At 62.8% G+C, this 15,120-nt stretch carries 16 protein-coding genes; 2 read left to right on the top strand and 14 right to left on the bottom strand.

From position 1 onward, the window contains the following. Nucleotides 1–6 precede the first annotated feature (6 nt). The 11 genes from AD659_RS06505 to AD659_RS06455 form a co-directional block, all read right to left on the bottom strand. Nucleotides 7–330 (bottom strand): hypothetical protein, encoded by a 324-nt coding sequence (locus AD659_RS06505; protein WP_053119449.1) that lies wholly within the window; start codon nt 328–330, stop codon nt 7–9. Nucleotides 331–352: 22 nt separating this feature from the next. After that, nucleotides 353–1,333, bottom strand: a complete 981-nt coding sequence (locus tag AD659_RS06500; protein ID WP_231987677.1) for a metal ABC transporter substrate-binding protein — start codon at nt 1,331–1,333, stop codon at nt 353–355. Further along, nucleotides 1,330–2,235 carry a metal ABC transporter permease gene (locus AD659_RS06495; protein WP_053119445.1) on the bottom strand — a complete coding sequence of 302 codons (906 nt, stop codon included), beginning with the start codon at nt 2,233–2,235 and terminating at the stop codon, nt 1,330–1,332. The genes AD659_RS06500 and AD659_RS06495 overlap by 4 nt, the downstream gene beginning before the upstream one ends. After that, nucleotides 2,232–2,912: a metal ABC transporter ATP-binding protein gene (locus AD659_RS06490; protein WP_231987678.1), complete on the bottom strand. Its 681-nt coding sequence runs from the start codon at nt 2,910–2,912 to the stop codon at nt 2,232–2,234. The genes AD659_RS06495 and AD659_RS06490 overlap by 4 nt, the downstream gene beginning before the upstream one ends. Nucleotides 2,913–2,926: 14 nt before the next feature. Next, the gene (locus AD659_RS06485; protein WP_053119441.1) at nt 2,927–3,859 is read right to left on the bottom strand and encodes a metal ABC transporter solute-binding protein, Zn/Mn family; all 933 of its coding nucleotides are present in this window, start codon (nt 3,857–3,859) and stop codon (nt 2,927–2,929) included. Continuing rightward, entirely contained in the window at nt 3,856–4,596 is a 741-nt protein-coding gene (locus AD659_RS06480) for a DUF6162 family protein (protein WP_053119439.1), read from the bottom strand. The genes AD659_RS06485 and AD659_RS06480 overlap by 4 nt, the downstream gene beginning before the upstream one ends. Continuing rightward, nucleotides 4,596–5,084 (bottom strand): DUF6644 family protein, encoded by a 489-nt coding sequence (locus tag AD659_RS06475; protein WP_053119438.1) that lies wholly within the window; start codon nt 5,082–5,084, stop codon nt 4,596–4,598. Before AD659_RS06475 ends, AD659_RS06480 begins: the two co-directional genes overlap by 1 nt. A gap of 40 nt (nt 5,085–5,124) precedes the next feature. Further along, on the bottom strand, nt 5,125–5,607 hold the full coding sequence (locus AD659_RS06470) for a DUF6644 family protein (protein ID WP_053119436.1): 483 nt from the start codon (nt 5,605–5,607) through the stop codon (nt 5,125–5,127). Nucleotides 5,608–5,628: 21 nt separating this feature from the next. Then, nucleotides 5,629–7,137, bottom strand: a complete 1,509-nt coding sequence (locus AD659_RS06465; RefSeq protein ID WP_082341943.1) for an alpha/beta hydrolase domain-containing protein — start codon at nt 7,135–7,137, stop codon at nt 5,629–5,631. A gap of 221 nt (nt 7,138–7,358) precedes the next feature. Then, complete coding sequence (locus AD659_RS06460; protein WP_053119434.1) at nt 7,359–8,123, bottom strand: hypothetical protein; 765 nt, start codon at nt 8,121–8,123, stop codon at nt 7,359–7,361. 77 nt (nt 8,124–8,200) lie between these two features. Then, the gene (locus AD659_RS06455) at nt 8,201–8,584 is read right to left on the bottom strand and encodes a DUF6152 family protein (RefSeq protein ID WP_053119432.1); all 384 of its coding nucleotides are present in this window, start codon (nt 8,582–8,584) and stop codon (nt 8,201–8,203) included. A 237-nt stretch (nt 8,585–8,821) separates the two neighbouring features. Here AD659_RS06455 and AD659_RS06450 point away from each other — a divergent pair, with 237 nt between their 5' ends. Continuing rightward, nucleotides 8,822–10,159, top strand: coding sequence for an alginate export family protein (locus AD659_RS06450; protein ID WP_053119430.1), 1,338 nt, complete (start codon nt 8,822–8,824; stop codon nt 10,157–10,159). Nucleotides 10,160–10,253: 94 nt separating this feature from the next. Here AD659_RS06450 and AD659_RS06445 read toward each other — a convergent pair whose 3' ends face one another. From AD659_RS06445 to AD659_RS06435, 3 genes are all read right to left on the bottom strand, one after another. Next, nucleotides 10,254–10,817, bottom strand: coding sequence for a cytochrome b (locus AD659_RS06445; protein WP_053119428.1), 564 nt, complete (start codon nt 10,815–10,817; stop codon nt 10,254–10,256). A gap of 100 nt (nt 10,818–10,917) precedes the next feature. Continuing rightward, on the bottom strand, nt 10,918–12,372 hold the full coding sequence (locus AD659_RS06440; protein ID WP_053119974.1) for an aldehyde dehydrogenase family protein: 1,455 nt from the start codon (nt 12,370–12,372) through the stop codon (nt 10,918–10,920). Nucleotides 12,373–12,410: 38 nt separating this feature from the next. Beyond that, nucleotides 12,411–13,784 (bottom strand): aspartate aminotransferase family protein, encoded by a 1,374-nt coding sequence (locus AD659_RS06435; RefSeq protein ID WP_053119426.1) that lies wholly within the window; start codon nt 13,782–13,784, stop codon nt 12,411–12,413. A gap of 214 nt (nt 13,785–13,998) precedes the next feature. Between AD659_RS06435 and AD659_RS06430 the strand changes: the two genes are divergently transcribed. Beyond that, nucleotides 13,999–14,967 carry a helix-turn-helix domain-containing protein gene (locus AD659_RS06430; protein WP_053119424.1) on the top strand — a complete coding sequence of 323 codons (969 nt, stop codon included), beginning with the start codon at nt 13,999–14,001 and terminating at the stop codon, nt 14,965–14,967. Nucleotides 14,968–15,120 lie beyond the last annotated feature (153 nt).

Genomic DNA, 15,120 nt, shown 5'->3' with positions numbered 1-15,120 from the left:
TCGTTTTTACCTTGAAATGTCGGAAGACTGAATCGTGATCTCATGGCCGGCTCCACCGAGGAAAACTACGGAGTAGTTCCCGGCGGGGGGCTGGAAGGAGTAGGTGTTGTCCTTGTCGACCTCGCCTTGGAGCAACACCTTGTTGCTCGGGTCCTGGACGTGGATTTGTCTGCCGGCGGCCGAACTGCCATCGGTGAAGCCCGCCTCGCACTTCACTTGGTTATCGCCCTCGATGTAGCAATCGAAGACAGGGCCGTGGGCGAAGGTTGCCTGGCAGACCAGCAGAGCGCCTGCCATCGGTATCCGCAGTGCTGAATCTATGAATTTCATAACGTCTCTTCGTCAAGATCGATCAGTGGGGAGGCGACTGACTACTGTCGTTGTCAGTCGCGGCGAAGGCTGCCAGCAAGTCTTCCAGGTTCGAGCCCAGGAGTGCTTCGTATCCGCTGGCCGTGTCGGCGAGCCTGCCCGGGTTGCCCGTATCGAGGATCAGCAGTCGGGCGCCCCCGTCCTCGATGGCCTGGGCAATCCTGGCGTCCGGTGCCCACTTGTGGACCACCACGCGGATGTCACGCTCGCGCAGATAGCGGGTCAGCGCAGCGCGGTCGGCGTCGCTCCAGTCGAGGTCCTGGCGAATAAACCAACCGTCGACAAAGACGCCGAACTCGCCGAACAGGTAGATGAATTCATTGGCCAGCGACAGCACGCGCAGATCCGGCACTGCCGTCAGCCGGGCACCGTAGTCGGCCTTGAGCCGGCGCAAGCGGCTTTCGAGCGCGGCGAGGTTGTGCTCTATGCGCGGCGTATCGGCGGGGGACAGGCGTGCCAGGTCGGTGGCGATCAGCGCCGACATGCGCATGGCATTGACGGGGCCGAGCCAGGCGTACGGCGATGGGCCTTCATCAACATCGCTCGCCGCGGCCCAGGGCACGTCGTTCGCCGGCGCGCGGGTCGCAGCCACGCCGGGCTTGACGGCGTCCCACGAGCGAGAGGCATCGATCTCGACGATCCGCAAGTTGTGGCGGCGTGCCGTCGCATACAGCGGATCCGCACGCCAGAGATTGCTGAGGGTGACCACGGCTTCGGCTTGCTGGAACACCGCGGCGTCCAGGTGCGACAGCGCGTTGGCCTGGCTTTCCATGGGCACGGCCGCGTCCGTCGGAACACGAACGATCTCAAGGGCCGTGCCGGCGCTGAGTGCCGAGGTGAGCGCATACACGGCAGGCAACGCGACCAGCACTTGCTGCTTGCCGGTATCGGCAAAGACCGAAAACGCGAGGCCCAGCAGCGTCAACATCGTCAACCAAGACCTATATAGCCTTTTCCTATTCATACGCTGGCCCCCCTGAACCGGGACGCAGTGGCGCGCATGACGGTGGTGGCGACGAACACCAGGGCGGCGACGATCACGATTGCGCCGCCCGTCGGTACGGGGATGTGGAATTGCATCGGCGCCAGGATGCCCACCACGCAGGAAAAGGTCGCAATCAGAATGGCGCGTGCGACCAGCCCCGGCAGCGAACGGCTGATGTTGCGTGCTGCCGCGGCTGGTATGAGCAGCAGGGCTTCGACGAGCACGGCACCAATGATTTTCAGGCAGGCGACCGTCACCAGGGTGACCAGCACGACAAACAGGTACTCGACGCTTCGCACCCGCACGCCGCGGGCGTGGGCCAGGCTTGGATTGAGGCTGGCCAACAGCATGCCGTTGTACAGCGGCAGCCCGAGCAGCGCACACAGCGCCGTGACGCCAAGCAGCACATTCATGTCGGTGTGGTCCACCGCCAGGATGGAACCGAACAGCACGCTTTCCATCACGTGGGTGTTGATCTTCGCCGAGACGAACAACAGCAGCGAGGCCCCGACCGCCAGGGAGATGGACAGGAACACGCCAATCAGCGTGTCATTGGCCAGCGTGGTTCGGTGCTGTGTGTATTTCAGCGTCAAGGCGAACAGCAAGCAGAAGCCAAACATCGAGAAGTAGGGGGAGGTATAGGATTCGCCGATCAGCACGCCAATGGCGACGCCGGTCATCGCCGCATTACCCACGGACTGACTGAAGAACGCCATGCGCTTGATCATCACCATCGAGCCCAGCACGCCCAGCAGCGGGCCGATGAGCACCGCGCAGAGCAGTGCATTGATCACGAACTCGTACTCGAACGGCTGCGGCAGCAAACCACTGGCGGCGAGCGCCTGCAGGTGGTTGCGAATGAAGTCGTACAGGGCGCTCATTGGGCCCCCTCCAGTGAATAAGCGACTTGGTCGGGGGCGCCGTGGAACAACACCCGTCGGTTGATAACGGTCACGGATTGGGCGATGCGCCGGACCTGTTCCAGGTCATGGTTGATCCACAGGATGGTGACGCCACGACCGTGCAACTCGGCCACCAGTGCCTCCACCAGTCGCACGCCCGGTTCGTCGATGCCTGCGGTCGGTTCGTCGAGGATCAGCAGCCAGGGCGCCGGGCTGATCGCCTGGGCCAGTAGCACGCGCTGGCGCTGACCACCGGACAGGCTGCCAAAGGGTTTGGCGCCTAGACCGGCCACGCCGGTACGCGCCAGGGCCTCGGCATTGGCGGCCTTGGCGGCTCGGTTCGAGCCCAGGAAGGCCGGCCGGCGTTGGCCAAGAAGCGCCATGAGATCGTTGACTGTCATCGGTACGTTGCGGTCGAAGTCCGGCAATTGCGGGACATAGCCCCTGGGTGTCGTCACCTCGCCCTCGACGCGGACCGTCCCCGAGTGCGGCATCTGGCCGAGCAGCGCGCGCACCAGTGACGTCTTGCCTCCGCCGTTGGGGCCGACGAGGCAGTGCAGGGCACCGGCTTCCACCCGGAAACTGACGTCGTCGAGCACTTTCGTACCGCCCAGTTGCAGGGAGACCTCATCGAATACGATGGCGGGACCGCGCATGACCTGTTCCTTTTTCATCGCTGGGTAAACTCAACGGCTTCGGCCAAGGTCTCGAGGTTCTCGCGCATGGCCACCTCGAATTCGTCCGCGCTGTAGGCAGTGCCGGTGATGTGAGACAGCGCGAAGACCTTCACGCCGGTGGCAGCCTCGATGGGCTTGGCGAGATCGAGGGAGAAGTTTTTCTCGGCGAACAACACCCGCACATTGGCCTTCTTGATGGCGTCGAGGGTATTGGCCAACTGGCGCGCCGTGGGTGCGACGCCATGACGGGGCTCGATCACGGCGCTCACGAACAGGCCGAACTCCTGCATCATGTAGTCGTAGCCGGCATGGGTGGTCGCGCAGCGGAACGATGAAAGATCCAGGGCGGCGAAGCGGGTCATGAAGCCGGCCCGCAAGGCTCGGATGCGTGCGGCATAGGCGAGGGCGTTTTGTCGATACGCCGCAGCGTTCTGCGGGTCCAGTTCCCCCAAACGGCGAGTGATCTCGAAGACCTGCTGTATCGCTGCAGTGGTGGATACGAAAGTGTGCGGATTGACCACCTTGGCGCCGTCCTGGTCACCGCCGATGGGAATCAGGGCCACCGAGGCATTGGCCTGGATGATCGGCAGTGTCGCCCCACGACCGGCAGCCTTGACGATCTGGAAGGCCCATTCGTCGTGGCCGATGCCGTTGACGACCAGGGCATCGAGGGTCATCGCGCGCGTGATGTCATCGGGCTGCGGCTGATAGTTATGCGGATTCGCCTGTGCCGGAATGAGCGCAACGACCTCGGCCCGATCGCCGACGATATTCGCCACGAAGCTGTAGTACGGGTGCAGGGTGACGCCGATCTTGAGCTTCTTGTCCAAGGGCGCAGTCGGGCCAGCGAGTGCGATGGCGGGTATCAGCACCAGCAGCGCAAGGCAACGGCGCCACAGGGCACGGTGTCTGGTAGAAACGGTCATGGCTGGTTTCCTTTTACACGTTCGACTTCGCTGGCACCGTCGTAAGGGATGACCTGGCGCCAACCGCTACCGACCAGCGATTCAGGCTTGACGATGCCGGGGTAGGGCGCGTTCGGGTCGCGATGGACCCAGATCGTGGCCTGGTTGGCCCACATGACGCCGGCATGGGCGTGCCCAATGACGAGCAGGTAGGCGCTCTGGCCGGGCGCGTGACCGCCTGAGCCGTAGTAGACCGTGGCGCCCTGGCCCTGGGTGGCTTGCGAGACATCGCTGGGACTCGGGTCCGGCGGGACGTCGGCGTCGTCGTGATCATCGACGGAACCGGCATGGGGCAGGTGCGTGCCAGGCAGGATCAGTTGCCAGTGCACCTCGCCATTGGTCTTCCAAAAGGCGTCCCGGTAGAAGGGCGGCAGCAAGATATCCTGGGCACGCGTCAGCGTGATCCAACCGCCGGTGTCGTTGTTGTTCCAGATGATTTCTTCACCGGCGGGCAGCAGGGCACTGTGGATGGCCTGGTCGACCGCTCCCAGGCCATCGAAGGAACGCACCTGCCAACTCAAGGGCGTCGGTGGGCCGGCGTGCTGCGCGCGCAGCAGCACGTAGCCGGTCACGCTGGCGATGATTGCCAGGGCCGCCAGCAGCAGAGCCAGGGACTCCCAACGGCCGGAAGCCGGACGCACGACCCGGATCGCGCCGTGGGCGTCATCACCGGACCAGGCACGCGACAGGCGAGCCATCAGACAAACCCGATCCAGCGGCCAAGGCCTATCACGCACGCCCACAGCGCCAACGAGCAGAATCCGGCGACACGGGCCTGGCCGGGAGGCGGCAGGGTCGTGTCCCATTCTTCGATCCGACGATAGGCGCCCAGGTGGAAGAACCCCATGTTGAGGCCCGCCAGCAGCAACAGGCCCATCTTCCACCAGAACACGCTGTTCTGCGCATAGGTGGTGGCATTGGAGGTGAACATGAGCAGGCCGGTGACCACGCACGCGGCGAAGGCAACCCAGGTGTAGGGCAGCAGCTCCTGGATCAGCCGGAGCGCGCTTCGACGATGAGAGGCGATGCCGAGCAGGCGCAAGTCGACGACCGCGATGGTGCCGAACACGAGGGCGATGCCAATCACATGCACCGACTCCAGGTTTGGAAAAAACGAGCCCGACTCCCTGATGTAGGCGGCGAGCGAAGTGTCCTCGAGGGCTTGCAGTATCGATTGGATGTCCATGGTGAACTCCTGGGAAAAACGTTCATTGAAAACGCTGGGGTCAGTAGGCGATCCAGCGACCGCAGAAGATCACGACGCACCACAGGGCGATCGACAGCCAGGCCAGCGCCTTGATGGGCAGCTTCTGGTCAGCGCCTTGTGCCTGAGCGGCGGGGCGCAGCAATGGGCGCCGGATCGACCAGGCCAGTGTGAACACGGCGACGACCAGGAACATCTTCAGCCAGAATGTTGTGTTGACGAGTACGCGGTCTGGCTCGCCGATGACCATGACCAATCCGGTGAGGAGCAGGACGATGAGCGCCGCGCGCATCCACGGGAAGTAACGGCGCACGACGCCGGCCATGGGCTCATCGGCGGCGAGCACGCCGGCCAGTCGGAGGTCGGAGATGACGGCGGCGCCGAAGATCACCGCGATGGCGACGATATGAACGCTCTGGATGGTGGGCACGACCCAGGACAGGTCCCTGATGGCTGTGCTCAACGGTGACGCGTAGATCCAGGCGATGATGAGTTCTGATGACATCTGCTTTGCTTCCACGTTGGGTTAGAAGTCTTGGGGTTTGGCGATCGGACGCAGGTCCGTTGCATCTTCCGGGAGGAGAAAGCCTTGCTTGATCGAGAGGCCCTTGGCGTCTTCGAACGCTCGTGCGTAACGGCTGAAACTTCCATAGCGCTGGCCCAGCACGTCCTTGGAATAGGGCACCTTGGTGTCGTAGATCAGGCCGCAGCCGGTCTCCTGGTCGGTGAGGTAGGTCGCGCTGGGCACCTGGATCCACGGCGGGCGTACGCCCCCTTGCAGGTTGCCGGTGGCGGGGTCGCGCACGGCGGCCTTGCCCTCGCGCACCACCCGCGGCGCCTTCGGCATGGTTTTGCCCTCGCGCACCCATTGGTCCATGCCATCGAGGAGGGCCGAGACGACCAGTTCCGCCGGCTCGTCGTACAGCGTCCGGCATCGAGGGTCGTCGCCCTTGCCGACATCGGCGGCGAACAGTTCGGTATGTTCCGTACCAAGGTCGGCCAGCCGCAGATGGGGCATGCCGGTCACTTCGTAATAGCGAAGCTGCGGGCTGTCGGTGTCCGGCGGCAGGTCGATGCCTTCGATCACGTCGTGCATCAATTCGGACTGGCTGTAGACGGTCACGAACGGCACGCCGTCGGGCATCTGCCGCGGCAGCCGGATCACGTCACCGCCCACCTCGCCATAGGCCATGCGCCCCGTCATGTAAGCATCGATCAACGGCCGTGCGTCGGGCATGCGCCATTGCTGGTGGCGGCCCTGGTCGAGGTAGTCCATCCAGACTTGCGCCGTCACCGCCCAGCTGTTGACGTAGACGCGTTGCACATCCAGGCCGGCCAACGGCCCTTGCGCGGCATTGGTTTTGAGCAGCAACGCCAGCTGCGCCGCGATCCCCTGTGACTGTGGAACGAACGGGTCGGGACCTTCACCACGGGTGAAACGCTGTGGATCGTAATAAGTGCCCAACGGCGCATAGCGGGCATAGTCGAAGCGGCGCATGAACTCGAAGTTCACGATCCGTCCGTACTGGGCAATTTGCTCCGCCTCGGCGGCAGGGGTGTCCGAGATGAACTTGGGATCGATGGCCGGCTTGTTCATGTTCAGCGTGTAGCCGACATACGCGTAGCCACGCCGTATCAAGTAGTTGCGGGTCAGGATCCATCCGGCGCCACGCTCACCAAACCAACTGAACGGCTCCATCACCACGGTGCCATTGAAGCGCGCCGGGTCCGCTGGTTTACGTACCAGGATGCGCGTGGTGTAAGGCGCCTCGAAGAGGGTTTTGCCTGCGGCGGTAATCGCCGGTGCGACGCCTTGCAGGTAAAACTCCTCCTCTACGTAGCCGTACTTGTCGAGATCGCTGTGCTCCGTGCCCGGCCGTTTTGCCGATGACAGCGGTGGCTCGCTGGAGGGCGGTATGGCGATGGCCGTGGGCATGCGCGGCACCTCGGCGAAGGCGTTCGAGGCGAGGATCAGCGTGAGCAGGACCCCTGGCAGCGCCGGCCGCAGGAGACTGATAGTTATTGGTCGTTCCATCCGGTCATCTCCAAGGGAGCAACGTCAGCCTGGTTTGGGGGCGCTTCGCACCCCAGCGGGAGCAAGCTCCCTCGCCACGGTTTGTGTTTGGCTGGGCGATGTGGGTATTCAGATTCCATGATGTTGCCCACCCACTCGCGGTAAACACCGCCTCTTGTGGCGACGGAGCTTGCTCCCGCTGGGCTGCGCAGCAGTCCCAACACTGGCCTCGCGGCAGGGCTTCACTCACGGCTGAGGGACGCCTTGCCCTCGCTGTCGATCACGATCTGGTTGTTCTCGCAGACGTATTCCTGAATGGCGTAGTTGGAGCGCTTGTAGTCGAACGTGAAGCGATACGGGGTGTTGAGCACTTGCGGGTCCTCGATCACCACCTGGTTCTCCAAGAGGTCCGGCCCCTTTAGCCTGATGCGCTCGGTGATCTTCATCGCTTCACTGTGGGGAACGTCATAGAACGTCACGTCGGTTCGCACGCGTTGCGTCTCCACCACGAGCGTGTCGCCTTCCCAGTGGCCACGGGAATGGCCCTGGTACTTGGGGTCGAGTTTCTCTTTGGGCGGCATGGCTTGGTTCAGGAGAATCCGGCGCACCTGCTGGAGGTACTCGCCGAGGACAATCACCTGCTTGTCGTCGTGAATGATCTGGATCGGAAACAGCGCCGCCATCATCGTGGGCATGCCTTCGGGTAGGCACTTGGAACTTGTCGTGGCCAGGGGCGTACCGGCTTCGTTCGCGGCGGCTTGTTTCTTTTTCAGCTCGGCGTACTCGCGGGCATAGGGTTGCTTCAGATCCATCGGGCCGCCCGGGTGCACCGGATCGTCCGGGTTCTCACCGAACCAGTCGTCCGGGGTTCTTTCCCAGGTACCACTGATGTCCGGGCGCGGGTTGTTCTGGGATTTGGACGTTGCCGCGCTGCCCATCCCGGCGACCGTCACGAGGACGACGCCGAGGAAGATCGTTGCTGCGCTCAAGGTTCGTGTCGGTTTCATTGAAACGTCTCCACGCTGCTGGCTGGCTTGTTCGGGTTAGCTCGGTTCGGTGGTCATGAAGCTGGGAAGGGCTTCTTCTATCCGCCACCCGTGAGCACGACGTCACCGATCTTGATTTCCACAAGCAGTCCGCCCGGATCGCCGTTTTTCAGCGGCCTGAAGGACACCTCGGCGCTCTCGCCGGCCTTGATCGAATCGGCGCTCCAGCCAGCACGCTGCAACGCGTTGACGCTGCCGGTCTCGATCTTGAATCGCTGGGGCGGCGGGCCGGGGGTATCGAGGTAGATCGTGATGTGCGGATTGGTCCAGGCAAAGCGCTCGACGACGCCCTTGACCGTGACTGTCTTGGTCTGGTCGAACAGCGCGAATGAATGGTGGGCAGTGGCCAGGGACGGCAGGGCACTGCAGGCGACGATGGTCAGCAGGCAAAGCCCCTGACGTAACAGCGGTGTTGGGGTCATGACGGGTGCCTCGTTCTTATGCGTTCTTATGGCCCCAGCATAGGGGCGACGCCTGGGCAGGCCGTAGCCCAAAACGGCAACCGTTCAAGGATCTGGAAATGTTTACCGGCGGGGCCGGGGAGACACCAAGGGAATGGGCTGCCGGCCCCAGCACATGCTGATTTGGGCTACCCCATGGGCGAGCCGAATCGGAACACTCATGACTCGCCTCATAAATATAAAAACAGGAGAGACGTCATGCGCACCCCCCATTACGCCCCGTTACTTTCGTTGGCTGCACTTTGCTCATTGGCGCCGCAGGCACAGGCCTATGAGCTCTACAACGAAGACGATGGCGCAACCGTCCTGAACGCCGACCTCTGGGCGGGGTTTGGCTGGTTCGGCAGTGAAAAGAACTACCTCGCCAACCCGCAGGAGGAGCCCGGGAGAATGCGGTGGCAGGAAGGCTTCGCCAAGTACGGTGTAAACGGTACGACGGACAAGATCGGTGCCGGCTCGGTCTACGGCGGGTTCAGCCTTATCAGTACGGGCTCATGGGGCGACGGCGACGCAGGCGCGGTCACCGCTGGCAATGAAAGAAGAACCGCAGTGGAAGACGCCTATCTGGGTTGGAAGTCAGGTGACCTGATTCCTGGCTTGGGCGTGGACGGTGTGGATTTCTCCTTCGGCCGACAGCTTGTGACGGTGGACGGCTTCCTGATCACTGACGACGGGTTCGCCCCCGGCAAGGCCTTCAGCCCAATCCCAGGCGTTGCGGACGGCCGGTTCAATCGCGGCGGCGCCTTTTACCTGGGCCCGCGGTTAGCGTTTGGCAATACCGCAGTCTTGAAACTGGGCGGTACGCAGGGGCTTCACGGCAGCCTGATGTGGCTGAAGTCGGATAACCCCGGACAGTCGGAGACTGAAGTGGCAGCCGCCACCGTCGACTACACGACGCCCATCGGTTCAATCGGTTCGACGTACGTACACGGTCTGGATGTCAACGAGCGATATGTCTTCGCTGATCGGGGGGAGCGCAAGGGCATGGATATCTACAGCATCCGTGGCCAGGGCAATGCCGGTATCGAGAACGCCGACTTCGCGTTCGAAGTAGCACGCCAGGAAAAGCGTTCGGGGTCGCAGCGGGCGATGTTCTTCGACGCGGGCTACACCTTTACCGACGTCAAATGGCAACCGGCGGTGAGTTACCGGTATTCGCGTTATTCCGAAGGTTGGGATTTCCTGTTCCAGGGCGGTTTTCGCAAGCGCTACCAAGGTGAAGTCGCCGCGAACTATGCTGGCTCCGTCACCTCGAACATGCAGATCAACGACGTGCTGCTCTCGGTCCAACCGACCGATAAGCTGACGCTTAACGCGATGTATTTCCACTACGACCAACTCTCCGACCGAGATGCACAGGACTTCAGCGCGCGGGAGGTCGATCTGTATCTGGATTGGATGCTGACGGACAACGTCACATTGTCGCCATTGGTCGGCTTCTACAAGCCAAGGAAGTGGCTCGGGGATGGTGGCTTGCAGAGCGGGAGCGCATCAACCAACACTTATTTGCAGTTCATCGTGTGGGTGACGTTCTGAGTCGCCGCTCGCGGCATCTGTAGCAGAGGACTTGATGCGTAGGCGCCACCCGTGGTGGCGCCTTCCGGCGGGAGAGGTGATTAAGTAGAGGGCGTTACAGCATGCGGCGCAGGACGTCGTTTCGAGGGTCGCGGTCATAGAACCGGTGCTTGAGGGCACCGGCGACATGCACCAGGATCAGGCCGAGCAAGGTATAGGCGAGCACTTTATGCAGCCATTGGAAGACGACGAACCAGTCGTCATTCTTGCCCAGCAATTCCGGAAGGTTCACCCCAAAGAAGAACACGCCGTCGCTCATCGTGTAGGTGCTCGACATCGAGTAGCCCATCAACGGCACGATCAGCAGCAACGCGTACAGGGTGCGGTGCGCAAGCCGTGACGAAACCCGCTCATACCGTGCCAGAGTCTCCGGCGGTTGCGGCAGCCTGGCCGTTTTCACCCGGAGGGCGATCTGGACCAGGACAACGAGGAATGCCAACACCCCGAAGGATTTGTGCCACGGGTAATAGAGCTCGTATTTACTCGCCACTTCGTCGTCAAGCCCGGTCATGTGCCAGCCGGCCAAGAGGAGGCCGGCAATAAGTACGGCGCGCACCCAGTGCAACATCCGCAGGGACGTCGGATACCGATCAATTATTGTTTGATTTACCGGATTCATCGCGGTCTCTCCATCGATCTTCAGAGGCATCGGAATGCACCTTTGACCGGCCACCCGCTATGACGATTTGGAGGGCGGCCGGGTCAGTGCGGGGTTACTCTCAGTTGGGCAACAGCACGGTAATAACCTTCTCTTCGGTGTAGGCCAGCGCGCCGCTGAATCCGCCTTCTCGGCCAATGCCACTGGCCTTGACGCCGCCCCAGGGCAGGTTGGCGTCCAGCGGGCTCCAACAGTTGATGCCCACGGCCCCAGCCTTCACCGCCGCCGCTACGCGATGCGCCCGCACCAGGTCGCTGGTCCAGACCGTAGCGGCAAGGCCGTAGTTGGAATCGTTGGCCAGTGCGATGGCCTCATCCTCGCTGTCGAACGTGATCACCGTGCCGACGGGGCCGAAGATCTCGTCCCGGGCGATCGCCATGTCATTGCGGGCGTTGGCGAAGATCGTCGGGCGGACAAACCAGCCTTGTTCGGGGTTCGATACACCGCCGGCCAGCAGGGTCGCACCTTGGTCGATGCCCAATTGGATGTAACGGTTGACGCGATCCAATTGCGTTTTCTTGGCCACCGGCCCCATCTGCACGCCGGGTTGGCGAGGGTCGCCCACCTTGACGGCGCGTGCGGCATCGGCCAGCGCGGCGGCGAAACGATCGGCGAGATTGCGCTGGACCAGGATGCGCGAGCCGGCGGCGCAGACCTGGCCCTGGTTGGCGAACAGGCCGAGGGAGCAGCCGAACAGCGCATCGTCGAAGGAGGCATCGTCGAAGACAATTTGCGGGCTCTTGCCGCCCAGCTCCAGGGCCACGCGCTTGAACAGCACGCCGGCGGTGCGCTGGATTTCGCGTCCGGCTTCAGGGCTGCCAGTAAAGCTGATCTTGTCGACATGGGGGTGTTCGCACAGGGCGCGACCTACCTCGTTGCCGTAGCCAGTGACGACGTTGATCACGCCGTCAGGGAAGCCCGCTTCCTGGGCCAGTGTCGCCAGGTGCAAGGCCGACTGTGGCGTCTCTTCCGACGGTTTGATGACCACGGTGCAGCCTGCCGCCAGCAAAGCGGCGAGCTTCCACACCGTGATCATCAGCGGTGAGTTCCAGGGAACGATGGCACCAACCACGCCCACCGGCTCCCGTACCGTGTACGAGAGGGACTGGGTGCCGAAGTAGCCGCCGGAGGGTATGGTCCGCCCCTCGAGCTGGTTGGCCCAGCCGGCGGAGGCGCGCAGGTTGGCGACGGCGTTGGGCACGTCCAGCCGGCGCGGTTCGATCGGCGAGCGGCCAATGGCGTCGGCGTCCATATCGGCCAGCACGTCGGTGTCGCGTTCCACCAGGTCGGCCAGCTTCGACAGCAGTCGAGCGCGCTGGGCGCCGTCGAGCTGACGCCAGGCGCCACGTTCCAGCTGGTTGCGTGCCGCTCCCACAGCACGGTCGACGTCTTCAGCGGTGCCGCGCGCGCATCTGCCGTAGACCTGTTCCGTCACGGGGTTGACGAGGTTGATGCGGCGGCCGTCGGAGGCTTCGAAGGACGCGCCGGCGATGAAGTGTTTCAAATGCTCAGTCATTTTGAAGTCCATGGGTGATGGGCAGGAGTCGGGACAGGTCACGCCTCGAGGGCGTCCAGGGCGTCGCCGAAGATGTCCAATGCCTTGAAGAACAGCGCCCGTGAAATCGTCAGCGAAGGCATGACGCGCATCACGTTGCTGTAGCGACCGCAGGGAATCATCAGCACGCCGTGGCTCAGCAGGTAACCCATGAGTTGGCCGATCTTTTCCGGTGCCAGTGGCGCCTTGGTGGTCGGGTCCGAGACCAGTTCGATCCCGATCATCAAGCCGCGACCGCGGACCTCACCGACCAGCGGGCTGCCGAAGCCACGGATACGTTCTTGAGCTTCGAGCCCCAGTGTGTGGGCCCGGTTGAGCAGATCGAGCTCCGGGTCCTGGAGAATGCTGATGTTGGTCAGCGCCACAGCCGCGGACAACGAGTTGGCGGCGAAGGTGTTGGGCATCGATCCGTCAGGAATCGCCGCCGCCAGGTCCGAGCGCATGATCAGGCCGGCCATTGGCAAGTCGCTGCCGATGCCCTTGCCGAAAGTGAGCATGTCGGGCTTCACGCCGGAGTGCTCGACCGCCCACATCTTGCCGGTACGCCCCGCGCCGGACTGCACTTCATCGACGATCAGCAGTGCGCCGCTGCGGTCGCAGGCCTTGCGCAACAGTTGCAGGAACTCTGGCGAGGGCGGCACGTAGCCGCCTTCGCCCTGCACCGGTTCCACGATCACGGCCGCCACGTCGTCGGCGGCGGTGTAGGGGGTGTTCAGCAGGTAATCCACGTACTCACCAGCGATCTGCTCGGCGCTTTTGTGGGTCGTGTCGAAGGGAAAGCGGTAGGCATAAGGGTAGGGGGCGTGAATGACACCACCCATCTGGGCACCGTAGCCTTTACGATAGGCCGTGCCTGTGGTCAGCGCGCCGGACGCGTTCCACACGCCGTGGTAGCCACCGTGGAAAGCGATGATCTGATGCCGCCCGGTGACGCGTTTGGCGAACTTGATGGCCGCCTCCAGCGCATCGCTACCGCTTTGCGTGAAGAACGTGATGCAGTCGCCACGCAAGCCGTCGGGCGCGATCTCGGAGAGCTTGGCGGCCAGTTCGGTGCGCCGGGTGCTGTTGACTTCCAGGGCGTGCATCAGCACTTCGGACTGTTCGCGAATGGCCTGTACCACTTTCGGGTGGCAGCGACCCACGCTGCTGACGCCCACGCCCGCGGACAGGTCGATGTAGGTATTGCCATCGGCGTCCTTGAAGGTCGCGCCGAACGCCCGGTCCATGGCCACGGGCATGCGTCCGCCGCCGCGCGCCATCGACTCGGTACGCGCCGACAATGCCAGGGCCTCGGTGGTCTTGGGGCCGGGAATGGTGGAGGTAATCAGCGGGGCGTCCGCGAAATGGAGGGATTCAAGCTTGGCTTCACTCATGACGGTCTCTCAGGATGTCGGTTTCAGTGTCCCGATCATCCTCGTGGCCCCTTCCTGGCCGGTAGCCCGAATCGGCACATTGGGAGGCCGTCGCGCACCTTCTTTTTGAAGAACTGACGATCATGCAAAGAAATTTGCAGAATTCTCTTAATGTGAGAATATCTGTCGTGAAGACGATCTAAAAACAAAAATAACGGCCGAGGCTTTCGTCATCATGAAAAACCTGAATATCAGCCACTTCCACGACATTCATGTCCACGCCGCCACCGTCCAGGAGTGGAACCAGGACTACAACCAGTTAACCGCGGGTTCGGCTGAGAGCTCACTGATCCAGTTGACGACGCCGCGCTGCCACGTCTTCCGCGAGCAGATCAACCAGCGGGTCGTGCAGCACGGCGTGGCCCCTCGGGGCAAGATGTGCTTCGCCGTGCCGATCAATGTCCCGGGTACGATCCGTATGCAAGGGCGGGAAGTGGACGACAGCAGCCTGTTCTTTCTTCATGGCGGCGAGGAGTTCATGTTCCACATGCCGATGGGCATGGAGCTGCTGGCGATCACCTTCGAGCGTGAGTTGTTCGAGCAAGCGTTGGCGCAAACCGCGTCGGCCAGGGAAATCAGTCAGTTGCTACGTCAGCCGGTGATCAGGCTTTCCACTCAGCGTTATGCCGAGGCTCGCCGTCGAATGCTGGCGGCGTTTTCCCAGGCGCTCTTGAGTGAGGAACTCGACAATGCGCAAGACCGGGAAACGGCACTGGAGCAGACCATGCTCGACGAATTGCTGCAGTTGATGACCGACCCCGCCTGCGACAAGCAACAGCGCGCTCCCAGCTCCACGCGCAGTTACATTGTCGAAAAGTGTCACCGCCTGGCGACCGCGCAATCGAACAATGTGCCCAGCGTGGACGAGTTGTGCCAGCGACTCCAGGTCAGTCGCCGTACCGTGCAAAACAGTTTCCGTTCGGTGACCGAGACCACGCCGGTCAATTACCTGCGCTCCGTAAGGCTCAACGGCGTGCGCCGAACCTTGATGTCCACCCCAGCGTCGCATCTCTCGATTGGCGATGCCGCAGCCCAGTGGGGCTTCTTTCACCTCAGCCATTTTGCCGCCGAGTACCAGGCGCTGTTCGCTGAGTTGCCGTCCCATACCGCCCGCGCTGCCATCAGCCGTTGCGCTCACGCTTGAACATGGGCTCGTTGCATTCAGCAACGGGCTGGCGTGACTTCACTTACCGATTTGGGCTAATGAGACGTTCAGGGAGAGGCATAGGATCAAGTCCAGCGTGCAACAAGAACAATAACGCTATTTGATGATGGTCAGCGATTGACCGCATCGATC

The sequence above is a fragment of the Pseudomonas thivervalensis genome, from assembly GCF_001269655.1.
In the GTDB taxonomy this organism is placed as follows: Bacteria; Pseudomonadota; Gammaproteobacteria; order Pseudomonadales; family Pseudomonadaceae; genus Aquipseudomonas; species Aquipseudomonas thivervalensis.
This window is presented reverse-complemented; position numbering and strand designations above follow the sequence as displayed.

What these genes read in the sequence shown, in the direction of transcription:
- AD659_RS06505 (WP_053119449.1), bottom strand. Translation starts at nt 330, where the DNA reads ATGAAATTCATAGATTCAGCACTGCGGATACCGATGGCAGGCGCTCTG.
- AD659_RS06500 (WP_231987677.1), bottom strand. Translation starts at nt 1,333, where the DNA reads ATGAATAGGAAAAGGCTATATAGGTCTTGGTTGACGATGTTGACGCTG.
- AD659_RS06495 (WP_053119445.1), bottom strand. Translation starts at nt 2,235, where the DNA reads ATGAGCGCCCTGTACGACTTCATTCGCAACCACCTGCAGGCGCTCGCC.
- AD659_RS06490 (WP_231987678.1), bottom strand. Translation starts at nt 2,912, where the DNA reads ATGCGCGGTCCCGCCATCGTATTCGATGAGGTCTCCCTGCAACTGGGC.
- AD659_RS06485 (WP_053119441.1), bottom strand. Translation starts at nt 3,859, where the DNA reads ATGACCGTTTCTACCAGACACCGTGCCCTGTGGCGCCGTTGCCTTGCG.
- AD659_RS06480 (WP_053119439.1), bottom strand. Translation starts at nt 4,596, where the DNA reads ATGGCTCGCCTGTCGCGTGCCTGGTCCGGTGATGACGCCCACGGCGCG.
- AD659_RS06475 (WP_053119438.1), bottom strand. Translation starts at nt 5,084, where the DNA reads ATGGACATCCAATCGATACTGCAAGCCCTCGAGGACACTTCGCTCGCC.
- AD659_RS06470 (WP_053119436.1), bottom strand. Translation starts at nt 5,607, where the DNA reads ATGTCATCAGAACTCATCATCGCCTGGATCTACGCGTCACCGTTGAGC.
- AD659_RS06465 (WP_082341943.1), bottom strand. Translation starts at nt 7,137, where the DNA reads ATGGAACGACCAATAACTATCAGTCTCCTGCGGCCGGCGCTGCCAGGG.
- AD659_RS06460 (WP_053119434.1), bottom strand. Translation starts at nt 8,123, where the DNA reads ATGAAACCGACACGAACCTTGAGCGCAGCAACGATCTTCCTCGGCGTC.
- AD659_RS06455 (WP_053119432.1), bottom strand. Translation starts at nt 8,584, where the DNA reads ATGACCCCAACACCGCTGTTACGTCAGGGGCTTTGCCTGCTGACCATC.
- AD659_RS06450 (WP_053119430.1), top strand. Translation starts at nt 8,822, where the DNA reads ATGCGCACCCCCCATTACGCCCCGTTACTTTCGTTGGCTGCACTTTGC.
- AD659_RS06445 (WP_053119428.1), bottom strand. Translation starts at nt 10,817, where the DNA reads ATGAATCCGGTAAATCAAACAATAATTGATCGGTATCCGACGTCCCTG.
- AD659_RS06440 (WP_053119974.1), bottom strand. Translation starts at nt 12,372, where the DNA reads ATGACTGAGCATTTGAAACACTTCATCGCCGGCGCGTCCTTCGAAGCC.
- AD659_RS06435 (WP_053119426.1), bottom strand. Translation starts at nt 13,784, where the DNA reads ATGAGTGAAGCCAAGCTTGAATCCCTCCATTTCGCGGACGCCCCGCTG.
- AD659_RS06430 (WP_053119424.1), top strand. Translation starts at nt 13,999, where the DNA reads ATGAAAAACCTGAATATCAGCCACTTCCACGACATTCATGTCCACGCC.